Raw genomic sequence first — 16,713 nt, forward strand, 5'->3', positions numbered from 1 at the left:
CTTCCCAACTTCTTGGCCATCAACTCTTCTCCTCTAGGAGCAGTGTACCTCTGGCCGATGTCCTGGCTATGTGGCGGTTGCGGGTCGAGGGGATTGACAGACGCTGCCGCACGGGAGCCAGATTTTCGGTGACGCTCGCCTCCCTGACTTAAGTGACCTGGAGAGGCCGCTGTGACGGGGTCTGGGAGGGCGGGTCACTGGTACTTCACGCAGATATCCGTCTTGCCGTTCGGGGTTTTGGTGCAGTAGAGATACTCACCGTCAGGGTAGAGTGCTCCTTTGATGATGGTGTGCCAGCGGGCGTCCCGGACGTATTCGATGCCTTTACTGCCGTTGAGCGTCGTCTGGGCGGTCCGGGTGTCTCCGCTGGACATCAGTTCGGTGGCTGATTCGGTGACATATTCCCTGTTCTGAAAACGGATGGTCTGATACGTCCCACCCGCCCCATAGCCGCTCGAAACGATGCAAGGACCAGTCTGCAGCACCCTGTCCCCAGAGAACGTGTAACAAATGGCAAGGGTATCCGCATTGGGGGCCGCGCTGGCTATTCCAGCCGTCATCACGGTGAACAGAATCCATTGTTTCATGATCTGACGATAACAACAGATGTCGCCAGTTGTGCTCAACTTTGCGGCAAAGATCATGTGCCTTTCCGGCACACTGAAGCCATGCGGCGTTTACTGACCCTGCCTGGTGGTGACCGGATTCTTCTGGACAGTGGCCGACTGGAGTTCCCCGACCTGGATGAGGTCTCTTCTGGAAAGGCCCCACACTATGTCCAGGTCCATCAGATCACCTCGGCCTGGAAGGACTGGGCAGCAGTCCCGGAGCACGAGTGGCAGGCGCTGGCTGCACAGGTCGGGGGGACCCTCAGTGCCCGCCCACTTCCAGACCGCGCTCAGCTTCCGCTGGAGCTACTCGGCTGCTTCAGGCTGCGCTTTCCTGGTGGCGGTGAACTGACTTATTCGGTGCCATCAGGGGAATGGTCGGACGTCGCAGTCACCCCCTCTAGCGAAGCCATGATGCGAGGATTTGCTAAGGAAATGGACGCGTTGCACAGGGTGAACCGTGCTGAGCTGCAACGCCTGTTCAGCCGTTACCGTGTGCAGGTGCCGTCTGCTCCTGTGGGCTGGGAGCGGTCTGCCAGCCAGGGCCGTCGCCATAAACCTGCAGGGGACGTCCTCGCGGAGCCACTTGCCAAAGAAGCACAGGGAAGAGCGGGCAGTCTGACTTCCTACCTGGCCCTCAACCCTGTGGCCCGGCAAGCCATCGACTACGCGCTCAATCCTCAGCGTTCCAGGCCGGTATTTGGCGAAATGGTCCAACCTCTACCAGACGGGTATTCAGCGGGCATGGCCGGTCTGATCGGCACCAGTTTCGACTACGCCCTGCGCTATCTGCTGGCCGGAACGTATGCCCAGGCAGTATGGACACCCCTTACAGTGCCGGCCCGGTACGCTGTATTCCAGATGGACCGCGAGCGGGTGCTGGCCGAAGTGGGGGAGGCCTGCGCCATGCTCGAACAGATCACCGGCCTGAGCGACTTCGGCCCCGAGCAGGCGCGGGCGGCCACGGTGCTGGCCTCTTACGATGTGGTGGCGCGCACGGGCCGCTTTCAGGAACTGGCCGGCCCGGCGTCCGAAGTGGTACAGCGGGATGTGCTGGGACTGATTCAGGCGGTGCCGCTGGAGCGGTTCCGTCCTGAGAGGCACCTGATCGCTGGGCCGCTGTTTGCGGCCGCTGGGCGTGTAGGCGGTGCAGACGCAGACTTGCTCATCGACGACACTCTGATTGAGGTCAAAGCCACCAGAAAGCCGTCGGTAGAACTTCAGCATCTGCGCCAGCTGGTGGGGTATCTGGTGCTGGAGCGCCTGGGCGGGATTGACCATGCAGAGGTGCCTGTACGGCGGGTGGGGTTCTACTACGCCCGCTACGGCGTACTGCACACCTGGACTGTGCCGGAGCTGTTTAGACCTGGGACATTACCGAGGCTTGTGGGCTGGTTTGATGATTCGCTGCCCTCTAGGCCTGCTGAAGCACACTGAGGATATGAGCTTTGCGCTCCTGTGAACCTACCAGGGCACTGAGTTCGCGGGTCAGTGGTGCCGCTTCTATCTGTCCACTGATGCAGCGCTGTTCCAGGATGCTCCACTGTTCGGCGCTCAGCAGCCGTGCCGTGAGCACTTTCAGCGTGGCCTGGCAGCCTGCCCACTGTGCCTGCGGCGGCAGACGGAGCAAAGTCGCCTGCTGTTCGGCGTGTGCTTTTTCGGCAGCTTCGGCAGCTTGCTTAAGCGCCTCTTCTCGCCGGGCATTTGCTCCACTGCCCAGTGCCTGTTCAGGGGCTGCAGGCCCGGAAAGATCGTATTTCTCTGGATGGAGCAGTATATCCGTGGTGAGGCCGCCTGGAGACTTGACCTTCCCCTGGCTGCGGCGCTGCTGGACGTACCGGACCACCTGCTCAATGTGACTGGGGTATTGAGCCGCCAAGGTTTCCGCTCTCGGTCTGCTGCATCAGGAGCTGTACCAGTGCCGGGTCTCCAGCGTGTGTGGCCCGGAAATGATAGGTCACGCTCTGCTGCGCACCGCGTCCGGTGTATTCGACACCATCGAGGTAGGCATTGCTGACCAGTTCGTCGTGCGCGGACTGGAGGGTGCGGCGAATTTTGTCCGGCTGGTCGCTGAAGATGCCGCACGCGGCGGCCCAGTCCGACAGCCGGACTTCCAGTGGCCCCTGTGCAGGGCGGTGGGCCTGCAGAATGCGGTAGGTGCCGCGCCCTGCGGGCTGCTCGATCTGTGCCAGCAACCGGCGGTCCAGTGCGTGGGTGTATCCAGCACGGATGCTGTCGGCCAGCGGCTCAGAAAGCTGTACCAACAGCTTGCCGTCCTTCACCATTGAGCTGAGATCTGGTCCACCTTCACGGCTTCCGCTCGTCGTGAAGCGGACTCGCTGGAACAGGTTCAGAGTCTCGTTGATATAGGTGGCCCAGGGACTGCCTTCGGTGTATTGGGCTTTCGAGACCAGAAAGCCGACACGCCACAGCCGCATCAGGCTTTCCCGGAGACGTGGATAATTGGTCCCCTTGTTGGCCATGTTGCACATGACCAGCACTTCGTGCGCGGTCGTATGAACAGTGTTGTGTTCAGGGCATCCCTGCAGCAGGAACAGTGTTTCAATGGCCAGCTGAACGTCCGTATCGATCCCGCGTGGCCGTCCGAAGTCGGCGGCGAACCCTTCGACCTGGTAACTGACACCCTGCACCGTGAACTGACTGATCCAGTGGCGGTTGAGTGGATTGTTGCTGTCGATCCGGTTCTGAATGCTGATGATGCCGAGTTGGGCAATAAATCGTTCATCGGTAACGGTGCTGAGGTGTCCGCGTTTCATGGGTGTCCTTTGTGGTTGTTCTCCTTATAAGAATAAAAGAAAACAACAACAAGCTGTGCCAGACGCTGCGTGCCACACGGGATAATCTCCGCCAAATCCCCCAAAGGGGTCGTACATTTCCCCCATTTCCCCCCAAAGGGGTCGTATGGTTTCTCCCCAAAATCTCCAAAGGGGTCGTATCTCTGCCCTACATGAACAGAACAAGCGTATTAAGCGTCCCTGACGGTAGAAATGCCTCTTTCCCCCAAAGGGGTCGTAGATGGACCCGGCAAAGGGGTCGCACGACGTTCTGCGAGTCCCCCAAAGGGGTCGTATATTGAGAATACCGTCTGAGACGGTGAAACCGAGATCCCATTTTCAAATCCCCCAAAGGGGTCGTATGCGTTACCGGCAGTCTGCCAAGACGGGGTCGTCCGGACTAACGCCGTTTGCTATGGCCATCGCCCGGTAGGAGTCGTGGAGCTGGTGGCCGCCGTCATGGACGTGGCCGATGTCCCCCTGGATGTATTTGAGCCTGTGTGAAAGTCTCGCTCCTGCTCCGCTCTTTTTCGATGCGGTTAGGGGAAGCGTCAAAGTAAACTCTATGTATGCGTAACCTCTTCGCCGCTTTGACTCTGGCCCTCCTCCCCGCTGCTCTGGCGCAGACGCAAAGTGGGTACTGCTATGCTCTGAAGGCAAATCAGAATCCCTCGGCGGCTTCCAAGCGGATTCCTTGCCAGATCAAGACGGACTCCGGTGCCAACTACGTCATTACTTGGGGCAAGGTCAAGCATGTGGTGCGCCCATCTACCGTGAACGACAATCTGATCCTGAATAATCTGGTTGCCAGCCGCGTGATGCTCCACAAAGACGATTTCCAGCCCATCCCCTACGAATATCAGCGGGATGCCCTGGATGGTCACATGGCCATCGAGTGCTTCCGCAACTCCAGAGAGACGGTCTGTTACGCCCTGCCATGACCTGACAACTCCGCTGCCCCGCTTTGGCGGGGCTTTTGTTGTCTCTAAGAAATTTATATTCCCTAACAATTCTTAGGGAATATACTCGTCCAGATCGTCCAAGCCAGTCCAATCAACTTCCTGAAAAACCTCAGATTGTTCTAAAGATTGCATTTGTTCCCACCCCCGCTCTGGTTCCTCCGCCTCTGTGCGCCGGCGCGTGACCCAGGCCTCCTCCTCAGGGTCCCAGTTGTACTGCTGATGCCCCCCGCGCCAGCAGAGGTAATGCGGTGTGACCTTCAGGTCACTGAGGTCCACGGGAGGTCGCGTCCATCCCGGCATCAGATGGTCAACCGTGCAGACGACATCCCACTCGCTCAGGAGCGATGACCACTCCCTCAGAGGCCAGACCTCACGTACATGGACAATGCGCACATGCGGGCCAAGAATGTGCTGCAGGCTTAACTGGCCCCCGCACAGACCCGTATACTCCTTGGTCTCGATGACCTCCCGCACCGGCTCCAGCAAGAAAGGTTCGGGTGCGGCGCCCACGGCCTCCCACAAGACATCCACCAGATCATTCAGCTCGGCCCACCTCCACTCCGTAGGCTGACCCGCTGAGGCCGGCAGCGTCCCGCCGATAAACTGACCTTCACAGCCAGCTCCAGGATGCCCCGGTTTTCAAACCGGGGAGGAATGGGGCCGCGCCCGTCAGGGTGCGCTCAAAAGTTGTAGCCATAGCCATCTGCTTTATGCAGGATTGAGAAGAAGCGGTGGTGGACGCCGTCCACCTGCGGGAGCTTGAAGCTGCCAGTCGCCCGCACCGAAACCCGCCCGGTGTACACTCCCGCCTTCTTCCCGGTCGTAACGACGCCCCGAACGATGTCTCCGGTCTGAAAACCAAAGAAGACTTTCTGACGAGTACGGTGCCGGATAGGAAAACCGTATTTATTGGTGCCACACATCTGTCTGCTTCCTCTTCCCATGCAGGTGATATTCAGCGGTTCCAGGGGCTTCACCTGCACCTTCTCGCCGGAGGCCCCGACGCAGGCGGCATCAATCCAGTGCGCCTTGTCGTAGCCCTGCTGCTGGCGGTTGAAGCTCGTCTGCGCTCCTGAACCCGTCTCTACGGGGTAGCCAAAGGACTTCAACTCATCCAACAGGCGGTACTTGGTGGCGTTGACAGCAGCAGTATCGGCAAGGCTCGCTTGCTGCTGAGCCTGAATGCGGCGAAGTTGGGCGGGTTTACGTTTGAGGAATGCCTCCAGGTGCTGTGCGCCTTTGGCCTCGTTGCACTTGCGGCAGGACATGATCAGGTTGGAGATGCGGTTGGAGCCGCCTCGACTCCGGGGAACTAGGTGCTCTACTTCCAACGAGCCTTCCTTCTGGCAGTAGGCACATTTGCCTTCCCATTTGTGCATCAGATAGGCCCTGACCTCAGTTCCAAAAAGTGTCCCGCGCTGGTAGTCCTGGCGCTGAATATCAGGATTCATCATCTTCTGGGTATCAAAGCTGACCAACTCCATGCTGAAGGAATTCAGCATCGTGAAGCGGTCCAGCCTCTTCGCCCAAGAGATGACCGTCAGCACCCGGTGCATCAGGGAAGGGGGCAGCCAGCCAGTAGGCTTCGTGCGGTTCAGAAATCGGGCGGGTCGGTGGCGAAGCTTACGGCTCCGCCGACTGGAGCGGAGTTGCCGCCGACTGGTCAGGGCGTCCCGAATTGCTCTGCCTCGGTGCTGGAGTTCTGCGCCCCATACAACTTGCCGCCCAGTCTTCCCTTCCATGACCAGGGCCATCCCCGTGGTCTTGGAGCCGGGGTCTAGCTTGAGGGCAAGAGGCTGGGACTGCTTGGCCGCTTCAGACTTGAGGATGATGGTGAAGGGATAGCGCCGCCAAATGGCGGCTTTACCCGCTTCCAACATCTTCCTCGCCCGCTTTGCCGTGCAGGGCATCAGCGGGGTTTTATCTGGGTTAAGAACGAAGACTCGGTTAGACATGGTTTCCTTGTTGCGCATAAGCGCCATGTAAAGTTCGCCTAGAGGGGCATGTTCAGGTTTGTCGCTTTGCATTCAGGGGCGCGGGGTTTCCCTTCCCGGCTTTCTTTGTTTGCAAACACAGAGCTTCCGACTGGCGAGGCATCTGAAGGTGTGGTGGCCTGAACATCGTTTACTCGCAAGAGTCCTCGGGTAACGAATAAGGCTGAAATGCCTCGGCCTTCAGGCCGGGGATTCGTTACAGGTCAGGTAGATCACCGACCGTTCGCCCTCAGGGCCCTGGGCGACATGCAGATGCAGCAGCTCACGCGGAATGTAAGCGGCAAGCTGACGGACCAGCGGAAGACGCAGCACCTGTTCAGGCGTTACGGGCGCGTGCAGTTTGTGCGGCACCCGCAACAGTTCTCTCAGTACTTTGCGCTGGTCACGGTCGGGAATGACATGTGTGGCTCGTTCGTAACTCATGCCCTCAGTGTGCGTGCGAATCTGGTTGGTTCAGCCCTCTTCCTCCTCACTCGCCTGCAAATGCCGCCGCATCCTCCCGCTCAGCCTCCCCAGCTGCGGGCTGAGCTCACCCAGCAGCCCCGCCAGCCCCTCAACGTCCGAAGGCAGCGCCAGCACGGTGAAACTCTCCGCCTCCGGAATCAAAAAGCGTGCCGGAACCGTTTGCCAAGCATCACCCGGGTGCCCACGCCACTGGCCCTGCACACCCGCCGAATCCTGCACCAACTGGAACTCACCCCCAGAAACAGCCTCCCGCGTCAGCACCGGGACCTCGCCCGCCGCCGCTTTCAGCCTGGCCCCGACCTGATGGGCGATCACCAGCCGCTCGTCCAACATCCGGACCGGCTGGCCGCCCAGGGCACCCAGCACCGCACTTTTCAGGTCTTCGATGACCGAAGCAGCCTCTTCGTATAGAGATGGATTGTTCATAGGTTCTCCTCAGTGATGATCAAGTGGTATTTGGGGGCACCTGTACCCCTCGGCAGCGTTTCGAGGCCCCTTCTCGTCCATTCTGTGGGCAAGAGGATTTCAGGCTGTGTGGGACGCATGTTTTCGGGTGACGATTTCCGCAAGCAGCTGCTCGGCCCACCGCGTGAGCTGGGAAACCAGCTGGGGCGTGCCCAGCAGACCGGCAAGTCGCCCCGCGAGCTGCTTGGCATCAGAAGCCATGCCAGCCGACACGTCACGCCCAGTCTCCTCTTTCAAGACCACTGCTCCGTGGTGTATTGAAACCGTGGTCAGGACCAGGGCACGCAGCAAGGTCAGCAGGTCTTCCAGCATGAAGTGGTTGGCGCGACTGGGAAGTGTACAGGCACGTCCGAGAAGGTCCATCAGCCGCAGCACCCTGCCCTGCTCATCCTCTGCTTTGGTGCCGTGCACCTGGTCATAGATGCCCAGCGCGAGAAACATCAGGGTGGCGTCCTCAGGAGTGAATTCCTGCCGCAGGGGTTCCATACCTCTTAGCGTGCCTGCGAATCTGGTTGGTTCAGTCCCCAATCTCGCGCAGGTACGCCTGCTGATAGGCGATGGTCTCTTTCAGCCCCGGTGCGTCCGGGCTTTCGCGGCGCTCTACCGCTTCCCGCAGCCTTGCGCGGTGCCGTTCGAGCAACGCCCGTTCTTCCGCACCATCAGGCTCGTACCCCTCCAGGTCCGCAAGCATTTCCTGCAGTGTCGTCTGCTGGACCTGTTCAGCACTGGCCAGCGTGGACGTGCCGTCCAGGCGCAGGGCGTGCGGTTGCCAGCGGCTGCGCCACAGTCTGTTCAGGACGTCCCGTTCCCAGGCCGTGATAGACCCCTTCAGGTCACTGTAGCGGGAAAAATCGTAAGGCACGCCGTCCGCCAGGGCGCGGAACACAGGCGTGTGGCGGCGGTAACTGCGAATCTGCAGGTACAGTAGCGCGCCCAGCGGGAGCAGCAGCAGCAGGGTCAGGGTGCGCTCCGGAGCATCTTTGGTCACCATCCCATACCGGAAACAGACCAGCAGCATCAGCGCTGCAAGGCCCGCACCCAGCAGGTAGGGCCAGCGGTGATGCAGGTACATCCGGCCCGGCGACCAGTGCTGAAGCGTCAGGGCGTCCATGTACCGGGCGAACTCGGTGTCCAGCAGCACGCTCTGCTCCCACCCGGCCTGCAGGCCTGAAGCGGTAGCACTGATGACCGGGAAGTGACGCGGTGCGAACTCCGCAAGCGGCAGCTCCAAGTCCCATTCCTGTGGCCTGATGGGCATCACTTTGCCGTGTTCCTCGTTCCAGCCGAAGACGTAGCCACCGCGCAGGATGCCGGCTGAGAAGTGGCCGCTGCTTTCCCCCCGTGCGGGAACCCGGTAGAAGACCAGCCGGTCGCCACGCCGGAAGCCACGCTGCAGGGCAGGAAGCTCCGGCAAGAGGGCGTCAGGGGCCGGTGTGAATTCGCTCTCAAGGATCTCAGGCCAGGCGGCCTGCAGCTCCGGGTACAGGTCTGGCGGAAGTTCTGTCAGGTCGTACATGGCTGCACCTGCTTTCCGCTGCGCTCGGCCCACAGCAGCGCGGGCAGTGCACAGGCGGCGAGCACCACACCGGGAAAGCCGCCAGTCGCGGCAACGACCACGCAGACCAGGACGCTGTAGCCCATGGACAGGCGGCGGAGCTTGCGGGCGGCAGCGGCGTCCTTCACTGCAGGCAAGCAGAAGCGCCGCAGCAGGATGCCGCTCAGCGCGACCCACAGCAAGAAGGCGTGAGGTGGGACCAGAGGCGTCAGTGTTGCCGCGGTCAAGGTGGCGAGCGTGAGGAGCGGGCCCAGGGTGAGGATCTGGAAGCCGCGCCGGGGATTGGAGGGAGAAGTCATACCGCTTGCCTCACGCCCGCGTGAGGGTTATGCGCCCGCTTTGCGGGTGCGGGAACGTGCCGCCGGCTTGCTCTTGGCACCCCCCGGCTTGCTCTTGGCACCCCGGCTCTTGCCCAGCAGCTGGCCTTTTTCGTAACTGGCCTGCATTTTGGCCTGGGTTTCACGGGCCAGCGCGCCGAAGTCCACCAGTCCAGCGGCGAGGGTTTCTTCTGTGACCTTGACCTGTCCACCCTGGCGGGAGACGGCCAGGTCTTTGTTCTGCTCTTCGAACCAGGCTTCAAATTCAGGAGTCACTTCAAAGAGCATTTCTTTGGTGTCCTTCTGATAAGTGCCGGTCTTCCCACGGCGGGTGTACTGCTTGGGCATGGTGAAACGTTCACTGGGCAGGTTGATGGCCTTGATTTGCCCCGTCCGTACCGCTTCACGGAAACGCTTGATAAAGGTATCGCTGCGCTGTGGGTTCACGAGGGACTGCACTTGTTCACTGAGGCGTTTGTACATTGACTTAGAGTAAGGCTGTCTAACGCCTAGTTCAAGGTGGTGTATTCTTTTTCCATGCTGAGAGCGGTAATGCACCATCAAAGTCGCGTGTTGTCTTATGATGTGCTGCAGCTCAAAGCCAAAGGGCATTCTGCCGCGAGGATTCGGAGCGAGCAATGGTTTTGGGTAGTGGCTGCATCAACGTGACAAGTTGTAACGATGCAAAGCCAGAGTCAGGCTGGCTTCGAGCATTTCATCCGTCTTTGAGAAAGACAACGACTTACGAACGAGCCGACCCAACCGCTGTCTCAGCGTGCAGTTAAATCGTTCGACGTGATTCGTTTCTCCCTTCCGGGTCAGCCGCTTTACTCCCAAGAGTGGCTCATCATAGGCTCGCCACAGATCGGTGCAAAACGTCCCTTTCAGCCGCTGCTCAAGGGACAACGGTAAGCGCTCCCAGAGCTTGAACGCTGTTTGCTCACTCCTGTCACCCAGGACCCAGGCCAGCACCCTGCGGGTGCTGCGCTCCAGAGCAATCCAGAGCCACCTTGCCTGTTTTTTCTTGGCAACGAAGGTCCACATTTCATCCAACTCAACGATGACTTCTTCTGGAGGCGTGAGGCAGACCGGTACGGTCTGCCTCACTTCACTGAGCTTCTTTTTATCCACCGAATCACGGTGTTGCGGTGTACCCCAAATACGCGCTGCACGCCTCTGAGACTCATCCGTTCGTGGACGGCATCGAGAATCTGTTGTCGGGTCGCTTCACTGTGGGCTACAGGGCGAGCTTCCGGGTGGAAGCGACGACCACATTCCTTACACAAGTAGGTCTGGGTGCCATTTTTGGCCTTCCCATTTTTGACAGTACGTTCACTTTGACAGGCTGGACACTCCGGCATCCTGTTAGTAAATCACGTCTTTACAGCCACTACCGGGATAGGCAATGGCCGCAGTTACGCTCAGGACACAGGAGGCACCATATGACCATGGGAGACCAGATCAAGGCAGATATGCCCATCCTCTGCGCCGACGGCAACGAACACGGTAAAGTTGACCACCTCGACGGCGAGTACATCAAGATTACCAAGGACGCTCATGGACAGCATCACTGGCTCCCCCTGAGCACAGTTGACCATGTTGACCAGCATGTCCACCTGAAATTGAAGCATGAAGAAGTGAAGCAGCAGATGCTCAGTGAAGACCCGCATCCTGAACACCGCAAGTAAAATAATTGCCAGAAACGAAGAAGGCATCCAGAACGGGTGCCTTTTTTGCTGCTATGGTCAGACTGATGCTGAAGTCCGTGTTGCTGTTCCTGCTGGCTGGTCTCGCAGAAATCGGCGGCGGTTATCTGGTGTGGTTGTGGCTACGCGAGGGAAAAAGCATCTGGCTGGGCGTGCTGGGTGCACTGATTCTGGTGCTGTACGGCATTTTGCTGACCTTGCAGCCGCAGATTCTGGATTTCGGTCGGGTGTACGCAGCGTATGGCGGTGTTTTCATTGTGCTGTCGCTACTCTGGGGCTGGCTGGTGGACGGCAGAACGCCGGATACTCCCAGTCTGGTCGGAGCTTTTCTTGCCCTGCTGGGCGCGGCTGTGATTGCCTACTGGCCCAGAACTGTCTGATTTACTTGCCGCTCAGGGTAATCAACGTGTCCTGCCCGTCCGCTACAGCGGTGTAAAACAGCTCAGCCGGGGCATTGCGGCCCATGAACACCGAGTAGTGGTTCGGCCCTTCGATTTCGTCCTCCAGTTGGGCGAATCCGGCTTGTTTCAGTGGTTCGATGAGTGACCGTGGCTGCCAGCCCTGTATACGGTACTGCTCGACGCGGGTTTGTCCATCTCTGACTTCCTGGCGGTAGGACGGGGACTGCGGACACTGGGGTTTCATCCCAGCAGGCACGGCAAAAAGACCGTTCCAGACGGTTCCCTTCCTACCAATGCAGTACAGGGCGGTTTGCCAGTGACCTATGGTTTGCCACCAGGCGTAGGCCAGCCCTGCGGTCAGGACAATGGCCGCCAGTAACCACAAAACAGAGCGCCGCTCACTCGCGCGCATGTTCCAGGGCGCTGCGAATGAGCGTGGTGACGTGTTCGTCGGCCAGGCGGTAATACACTACCCGGCCCTCTTTACGAAAGGCCACCAGCCGCCCAGTCCGCAGCAGGCGCAACTGATGGCTGACCGCACTTTCGCTGATGCCCACCACAGAAGCGAGATCGCAGACACACAGCTCGGTGGTCTGCAGTGCGCTCAGGATTTTTAGCCGGGTCGTGTCGCCCAGCAGTTTCAGGAAATTGGTGGCCTCAGTGGCGCAGCGTTCATCCGGCAGAGCTGACTTTGCCAGCACGACAGCTTCCGGGTGAACACAGGCCACCTCGCAGACATCGGCAGATTGGGTGGTCGGTGCAGTCACCAGAGCATTGTAAGGCGTTGCACGCAGGCTCATTCCATCACCGCCAGCACATCCTGCGCCACCCGCCTGGTATTGGTATTCACCTGGGTGTAATCCCAGACCAGGCGCAGCTTGCCTGCCTTGTCTACCAGGTAGGTGCCAGTCGTGTGACTGACCTCGTATTCACGCGGCCCTTTCGACTCACTGTACTGATACCCTGCCCCCCACGCTTTGGCTGTTGCGGACAGTTGCGGTTCAGGAATTCGCATCCCTTTGGCCTGCGGATTGAAGAATTTGACGTACTCGTTGATACTTGCCACCGTGTCGCGCTTGGGGTCAACGGAAACCAGCAGCGGCACGAAGTCAGCCTGTTTGTCTTTCGGCAGAGCCTGCCGCACCCGTTCCAGCGCCGCCAGCGTCGTCGGGCAGAAATCCGGGCAATGCAGGAAGCCAAAAAATACCGCCACTGTCTTGCCCTTCAGGTCGCTCAGAGCCAGTGGCTGACCGTCCTCACCTGTTCCGGCCAGCGTGGGCGCGGGCGTTCCAGCAGCATAGGCCGTGCCGTACAGCGACAAAGGATTCCTGACTTTGGTATAGAGCAGAGTGCCACCCAGCACCGCTGACACGGCGAACAGGGCCAGCGTCGCGGACTTTATCCAGGAGCGGGGTTGGTGGGCTGGTTCTGGAGGGACGGGAGGCGTTGTATCGTTCTGGGTCATGGGTGAAGCTCCATATGGCTGCCCGTGTGAAAGCCGGGTGCTTCCATCTGCACGGTGACATGCTCAATCTCGTACTTCTCGGCAATTTCGCTTACTTCAGCAGTCAGGTTTGGGCCAGGGTCAGCACTTACGAGGTGAACGGTCAGGTTATTCTCCCCGCTGGTGACGCTCCAGACGTGCAGGTCATGGACTTCCTGCACGTCTGGCAGGGCCGCGAGTTCGGCGCGGAGGCTATCCAAATCCAGACCGTCTGGCACGCCTTCCAGCAGCACATTCACGCTGGCCTTGAGCAGTATCCAGGTGCGGGGTAGCACCCACAGGCCGATCAGTGCGCCCAGCACCGGGTCAATCCAGGTAAGGCCCGTCAAGCGAATCAGAATAGCCCCGATGATGACCGCCACCGAGCCAAGCAGGTCGCCCATCACTTCCAGATACGCCGATTTGATGTTCAGGCTGCCTTCGCTGCCGCCCACCAGCACGCGGGCGCTGATGATGTTCACGATGAGGCCCAGGGTCGCCACAATCAGCATGGAAGTGGTCTGCACGGCCACGGGTTCGGTCAGGCGTTTGTACGCTTCAAAGAGGATGTAAAACCCGATAGCAAACAGCGCCCCAGCGTTCAGGGCCGCCGCCAGAATCTCGGTGCGGCGATACCCGAACGTGCGGCGTTTATCTGCGGCCCGCTGACCCATCCTGATGGCGAAGAGGGACAGGGCCAGGGCGGCCACGTCGGTCAGCATGTGTCCAGCGTCCGAGAGCAGCGCCAGACTGCCGGACAGGATGCCGTACACGACTTCCACCACCAGAAAAGTTCCAGTGAGGGCCAGCGCAATCGTGAGTTGACGGGCGTTGGCGTCCTTGCCGTGACTGTGGCCCCCACTGTGACTGTGACCTTCAGCCATGATTTTGAGCCTCAGCCAGTGCCGCCAGAATCTGTGGCCGCTGCTCATCGAAACGCCCGTAGAACGCCTGCTGACCGATCATGGTGACTGGGGCGATGCGCACGCCGTCCGCTCTGAGTTGCATTTCCGCCAGGGCTTCAGGATCGCCGCGCACGTTCTTCTCGGTGAACGGCACGTTCTCGCGCTTCAGCAAACGTTTGATGGCCTCGCAGTCGGCGCAGTCAGGAACAGTGTAGAGGGTGACTTCCAGATTCTTCATTTGGTTCTCCAGTCGTTAAAGCCAGCGGCGCACCTGCTGGCGGTAAGTGTCGTACTGTGCGCCGTGCAGGCTTCCCAGGTGCGCTTCTTCCAACCGAACCTGCACCTGCATCAAGACCTCCCCGGCAATGAATACAGCCAGGGTTGCGGCGTTGGGCAGCACCAGGAACAGACCCAGCAGGTTCACACGCATGCCCAGAAAAATAGGATTGCGGGACAGAGCAAACGGGCCACGCTGGATCAGTTCGGTTCTGTTGTTGCGGTCAATGCCGATCCGCCAGGACGCGCCCATTGCCCCCTGCGCCACCGCGATCCACACCAGTGAAGCCAGCAGCAGCCCCCAGCCCAGCAGACGCAGTTCAGTGCGAATAAGGGGAACGATTGGCCCCAGCCAGGCCAACAGGTGCGGCGTGAAGGTAAACAGCAGCACCACGCCCAGCACGCCGAGCAGCACGAACCTCATGGCCCGCCCCACGTACCCGTGTGCCGAGTCATCAAAGGGGAGCACCATCGGGTTCACGCCCGTGGTACGCCACAGTTGCAAGCTGCGCCAAACGAACGCCACCGCGAAGTACAGCAGCATGTAAGCCAGGAGCATGAGGGAAGCGCTGTTCATATCAGGCACTCCTTCCTTTCCAGCGCAGCAATCTCAGAGCGTTGGCGGTGACGATGGCGGTTGCGCCCGTGTCGGCCAGAATCGCCATCCACAGGTTGGTGTAGCCCAGCAGAGTCGTCACCAGGAAAATGGCTTTCAGGCCCAGCGCGAAGGCGATGTTCTGCTTGATGTTCGCCATTGTATCGCGGGACAGGCCCACCAGCTCGGCCACCCCCTGCACTTTTTCCCGCAGCAAGGCGGCGTCGGCGGTTTCCAGCGCCACGTCGGTGCCGCCACCCATCGCAATCCCCACGTCCGAGCGGGCCAGGGCGGGCGCGTCGTTGATGCCGTCGCCCACCATCGCTACACCGCCATTGGCTTTGTACTGGTCAATCAGCTTCAGCTTGTCTTCGGGCATCAGTTCGGCCTGCACGTCCAGACCCAGACCGCTGGCAATGGCTTTCCCGGTACGCTGGTTGTCCCCGGTGAGCATCACCGTCTGAATTCCCAGGTTGCGAATCTGAGCCAGGGCCGCTTTGGCATCCTCGCGGGGTTCGTCGCGGATGGCGACAATGCCGATGACCTGCGCGGCGTCGTGCAGCACTACCGCCGTTTTACCGTCGCTTTCAAAGCGAGTGATGGTGTCCTGAGCTTCCGCACTGAACGTCGTGTGTTCGGCAGCGTACTTGGGCGAACTGACCGAGAGCAGGCGGCCTTCCACCCGTGCTTCCACGCCTTTCCCTTGCAGGGCGCGGGCTTCCGAAGCAGCGGGTACAGCAATATTCTCGGCTTTGGCGGCGTCGTTGATGGCTTTGGCGAGGGGGTGGCTGCTGCCCGACTCGACAGCAGCGGCCAGGCGCAGAACAGTAGCTCTGTCACCCACCACATTGGTCACTTTAGGCTTGCCAGCCGTCAGCGTTCCGGTCTTGTCAAAAGCAATGGTCTTGACTGTGCCAATACTTTCCAGCGCCGCGCCTCCCTTAATCAGCAGGCCGCGCCGGGTGCCCGCACTGATGCCACTGGTAATAGCGGCAGGCACGCTGAGCACCAGCGCACAGGGGCAGCCGATGAGCAGCAGGGCAATGCCTTTGTACAGCCAGGGATACCATTCCTGGCCCAGTAAAAGGGGTGGAACAAGGGCCGTCAACGCCGATACGGCCACCACGCCGGGCGTGTAATAGCGGCTAAAGCGGTCAATAAAGCGGGCGGTGGGGGCTTTGCTGCCCTCAGCTTCTTCCACCATATGGATAATCCGGGCGATAGTGTTGTCGTCAGCATCCTTGTCCACGCGGATGGTCAGCACGTTGTCGGTGTTGATGCTGCCTGCGTAGACATTGTCGCCTTCCCCCTTGCCGACGGGCACGCTTTCGCCCGTCACCGGGCTGTCGTCCAGACTGGAGCGCCCGGTCAGGATGGTGCCGTCAGCAGGAACCCGCGCCCCGGGGTTGACCTGCACGGTCTGACCGACTTGCAGCGAGTCGGCAGGGACTTCGCGCACTGCACCGTTTTCCAGCAGCAAAGCGGTCTTGGGAGCCAGGGCCGCCAGCGACTGAATCCCCGCCCGCGCCCGGCCCGCTGCGATGCCCTCTAGCAGTTCGCCCACCGCGAAGAAGAACACGACGACTGCACCTTCTGCCGCCTGTCCAATCGCCACTGCACCAATCGCCGCGAGGCTCACCAGCAGATTGATGCTGAAGTAATCCCCGAACCGCATACTTGCCAGAGCCTTCTTCGCCAGCGGCCACACACCGATGATGGTGGCGGCGATGTAACCCCACCTGGCGAACTGCGGCTCGATGAAGCTGAACAACCACGCCAGCGCCAGCAAAATCCCTGAGCTGACCACCAGCTTGCCCTGCCCTGTCTGATACCAGGGCTTGCCCCGGTCTGCCGGGTTGTCGTGGCTGTGCCCGTGCGCGTCGTGACCGTGTTCGGCGTGGTCATGGCCTTCATGGTCGGCATGGGCTGCAGGCGCAACTCCACCGGAAACCAGCGAAGGCGCGTAGCCCAGTGACCGCAAGTTGTTTTCCAGCGTGCTGCGGGGCGTTTGCGCTTCATCCAGCGTCAGGGCGAGCGTCTGCTTGCTGAAACTGGTTTTGACCTCGCCCGTACCGGGAAGCGTGCCCACCATCTTTTCCACTTTTGCCACACAGGAGGCGCAGTCCATTCCGTCCACGAAATAAGTGAGCTGGGTGCCGTGTACTCGCATGCCTCACTATACCTGA

The 16,713-nt window shown here is 60.3% G+C and carries 24 protein-coding genes; 4 read left to right on the forward strand and 20 right to left on the reverse strand.

The window, feature by feature from the left end; translation table 11 throughout:
* Positions 1–194 precede the first annotated feature (194 nt).
* Complete coding sequence (locus LMT64_RS13480) at positions 195–587, reverse strand: hypothetical protein (protein ID WP_126352286.1); 393 nt, start codon at positions 585–587, stop codon at positions 195–197.
* A gap of 81 nt (positions 588–668) precedes the next feature.
* Here LMT64_RS13480 and LMT64_RS13485 point away from each other — a divergent pair, with 81 nt between their 5' ends.
* Positions 669–2,045, forward strand: coding sequence for a hypothetical protein (locus LMT64_RS13485; protein ID WP_126352285.1), 1,377 nt, complete (start codon positions 669–671; stop codon positions 2,043–2,045).
* Here LMT64_RS13485 and LMT64_RS13490 read toward each other — a convergent pair.
* The 3 genes from LMT64_RS13490 to LMT64_RS14245 all read right to left on the reverse strand — a co-directional run bounded on the left by LMT64_RS13490 (position 2,023) and on the right by LMT64_RS14245 (position 4,063).
* Positions 2,023–2,487, reverse strand: coding sequence for a hypothetical protein (locus tag LMT64_RS13490; RefSeq protein ID WP_229253596.1), 465 nt, complete (start codon positions 2,485–2,487; stop codon positions 2,023–2,025). The two genes, LMT64_RS13485 and LMT64_RS13490, sit on opposite strands and share 23 nt — an antisense overlap.
* A complete protein-coding gene (locus tag LMT64_RS13495; RefSeq protein ID WP_229253597.1) occupies positions 2,459–3,385 on the reverse strand; it encodes a replication initiator protein A in 927 nt (308 codons plus the stop codon). The genes LMT64_RS13490 and LMT64_RS13495 overlap by 29 nt, the downstream gene beginning before the upstream one ends.
* 384 nt (positions 3,386–3,769) lie before the next feature.
* Entirely contained in the window at positions 3,770–4,063 is a 294-nt protein-coding gene (locus LMT64_RS14245; protein ID WP_324295886.1) for a DUF6283 family protein, read from the reverse strand.
* Between LMT64_RS14245 and LMT64_RS13505 the strand changes: the two genes are divergently transcribed.
* Entirely contained in the window at positions 3,973–4,344 is a 372-nt protein-coding gene (locus tag LMT64_RS13505) for a hypothetical protein (protein WP_126352282.1), read from the forward strand. The two genes, LMT64_RS14245 and LMT64_RS13505, sit on opposite strands and share 91 nt — an antisense overlap.
* Positions 4,345–4,416: 72 nt before the next feature.
* Here the strand turns inward: LMT64_RS13505 and LMT64_RS13510 are convergent, their stop codons facing one another.
* From LMT64_RS13510 to LMT64_RS13550, 9 genes are all read right to left on the reverse strand, one after another.
* A complete protein-coding gene (locus LMT64_RS13510; RefSeq protein ID WP_229253598.1) occupies positions 4,417–4,875 on the reverse strand; it encodes a hypothetical protein in 459 nt (152 codons plus the stop codon).
* A 170-nt stretch (positions 4,876–5,045) separates the two neighbouring features.
* Positions 5,046–6,338: an RNA-guided endonuclease IscB gene (iscB, locus tag LMT64_RS13515; protein WP_211334188.1), complete on the reverse strand. Its 1,293-nt coding sequence runs from the start codon at positions 6,336–6,338 to the stop codon at positions 5,046–5,048.
* A gap of 201 nt (positions 6,339–6,539) precedes the next feature.
* Positions 6,540–6,782, reverse strand: a complete 243-nt coding sequence (locus tag LMT64_RS13520; RefSeq protein WP_229253599.1) for a hypothetical protein — start codon at positions 6,780–6,782, stop codon at positions 6,540–6,542.
* Between the two features lie 30 nt (positions 6,783–6,812).
* Positions 6,813–7,250 carry a hypothetical protein gene (locus tag LMT64_RS13525; protein WP_126352281.1) on the reverse strand — a complete coding sequence of 146 codons (438 nt, stop codon included), beginning with the start codon at positions 7,248–7,250 and terminating at the stop codon, positions 6,813–6,815.
* A gap of 99 nt (positions 7,251–7,349) precedes the next feature.
* Positions 7,350–7,775 carry a hypothetical protein gene (locus LMT64_RS13530; protein ID WP_013615908.1) on the reverse strand — a complete coding sequence of 142 codons (426 nt, stop codon included), beginning with the start codon at positions 7,773–7,775 and terminating at the stop codon, positions 7,350–7,352.
* Between the two features lie 31 nt (positions 7,776–7,806).
* A complete protein-coding gene (locus LMT64_RS13535) occupies positions 7,807–8,805 on the reverse strand; it encodes a hypothetical protein (RefSeq protein WP_013615907.1) in 999 nt (332 codons plus the stop codon).
* The gene (locus LMT64_RS13540; protein WP_013615906.1) at positions 8,793–9,143 is read right to left on the reverse strand and encodes a hypothetical protein; all 351 of its coding nucleotides are present in this window, start codon (positions 9,141–9,143) and stop codon (positions 8,793–8,795) included. The genes LMT64_RS13535 and LMT64_RS13540 overlap by 13 nt, the downstream gene beginning before the upstream one ends.
* 27 nt (positions 9,144–9,170) lie before the next feature.
* Positions 9,171–9,644 (reverse strand): hypothetical protein, encoded by a 474-nt coding sequence (locus LMT64_RS13545; RefSeq protein ID WP_013615905.1) that lies wholly within the window; start codon positions 9,642–9,644, stop codon positions 9,171–9,173.
* 177 nt (positions 9,645–9,821) lie between these two features.
* Positions 9,822–10,522, reverse strand: a protein-coding gene (locus LMT64_RS13550; RefSeq protein WP_229253600.1) for an IS1 family transposase whose coding sequence is annotated in 2 segments (ribosomal slippage) — positions 9,822–10,276 and positions 10,276–10,522 — 702 coding nt in all. Because the reading frame shifts where the segments join, the coding sequence is not laid out codon by codon here.
* Positions 10,523–10,603: 81 nt separating this feature from the next.
* Between LMT64_RS13550 and LMT64_RS13555 the strand changes: the two genes are divergently transcribed.
* Positions 10,604–10,849, forward strand: a complete 246-nt coding sequence (locus LMT64_RS13555; protein ID WP_013615903.1) for a DUF2171 domain-containing protein — start codon at positions 10,604–10,606, stop codon at positions 10,847–10,849.
* 65 nt (positions 10,850–10,914) lie between these two features.
* Positions 10,915–11,247, forward strand: a complete 333-nt coding sequence (locus LMT64_RS13560) for a YnfA family protein (RefSeq protein ID WP_041223109.1) — start codon at positions 10,915–10,917, stop codon at positions 11,245–11,247.
* Between the two features lies 1 nt (position 11,248).
* On the opposite strand, the gene LMT64_RS13565 is transcribed toward LMT64_RS13560, so the two are convergent.
* The 7 genes from LMT64_RS13565 to LMT64_RS13595 are packed head-to-tail and all read right to left on the reverse strand — an operon-like array spanning position 11,249 to position 16,697.
* Complete coding sequence (locus tag LMT64_RS13565) at positions 11,249–11,680, reverse strand: hypothetical protein (RefSeq protein WP_013615901.1); 432 nt, start codon at positions 11,678–11,680, stop codon at positions 11,249–11,251.
* On the reverse strand, positions 11,667–12,068 hold the full coding sequence (locus tag LMT64_RS13570; RefSeq protein WP_013615900.1) for an ArsR/SmtB family transcription factor: 402 nt from the start codon (positions 12,066–12,068) through the stop codon (positions 11,667–11,669). The genes LMT64_RS13565 and LMT64_RS13570 overlap by 14 nt, the downstream gene beginning before the upstream one ends.
* The gene (locus LMT64_RS13575; RefSeq protein WP_013615899.1) at positions 12,065–12,733 is read right to left on the reverse strand and encodes an SCO family protein; all 669 of its coding nucleotides are present in this window, start codon (positions 12,731–12,733) and stop codon (positions 12,065–12,067) included. Before LMT64_RS13575 ends, LMT64_RS13570 begins: the two co-directional genes overlap by 4 nt.
* The gene (locus LMT64_RS13580; RefSeq protein ID WP_013615898.1) at positions 12,730–13,635 is read right to left on the reverse strand and encodes a cation diffusion facilitator family transporter; all 906 of its coding nucleotides are present in this window, start codon (positions 13,633–13,635) and stop codon (positions 12,730–12,732) included. Before LMT64_RS13580 ends, LMT64_RS13575 begins: the two co-directional genes overlap by 4 nt.
* Positions 13,628–13,894, reverse strand: coding sequence for a glutaredoxin family protein (locus LMT64_RS13585; protein ID WP_013615897.1), 267 nt, complete (start codon positions 13,892–13,894; stop codon positions 13,628–13,630). Before LMT64_RS13585 ends, LMT64_RS13580 begins: the two co-directional genes overlap by 8 nt.
* 15 nt (positions 13,895–13,909) lie before the next feature.
* Positions 13,910–14,509, reverse strand: a complete 600-nt coding sequence (locus tag LMT64_RS13590; RefSeq protein ID WP_013615896.1) for a methyltransferase family protein — start codon at positions 14,507–14,509, stop codon at positions 13,910–13,912.
* A 1-nt stretch (position 14,510) separates the two neighbouring features.
* Entirely contained in the window at positions 14,511–16,697 is a 2,187-nt protein-coding gene (locus LMT64_RS13595) for a heavy metal translocating P-type ATPase (RefSeq protein ID WP_013615895.1), read from the reverse strand.
* Positions 16,698–16,713 lie beyond the last annotated feature (16 nt).

Origin of the sequence: Deinococcus radiophilus, assembly GCF_020889625.1 — a bacterium.
GTDB classification, from domain to species: Bacteria; Deinococcota; Deinococci; order Deinococcales; family Deinococcaceae; genus Deinococcus; species Deinococcus radiophilus.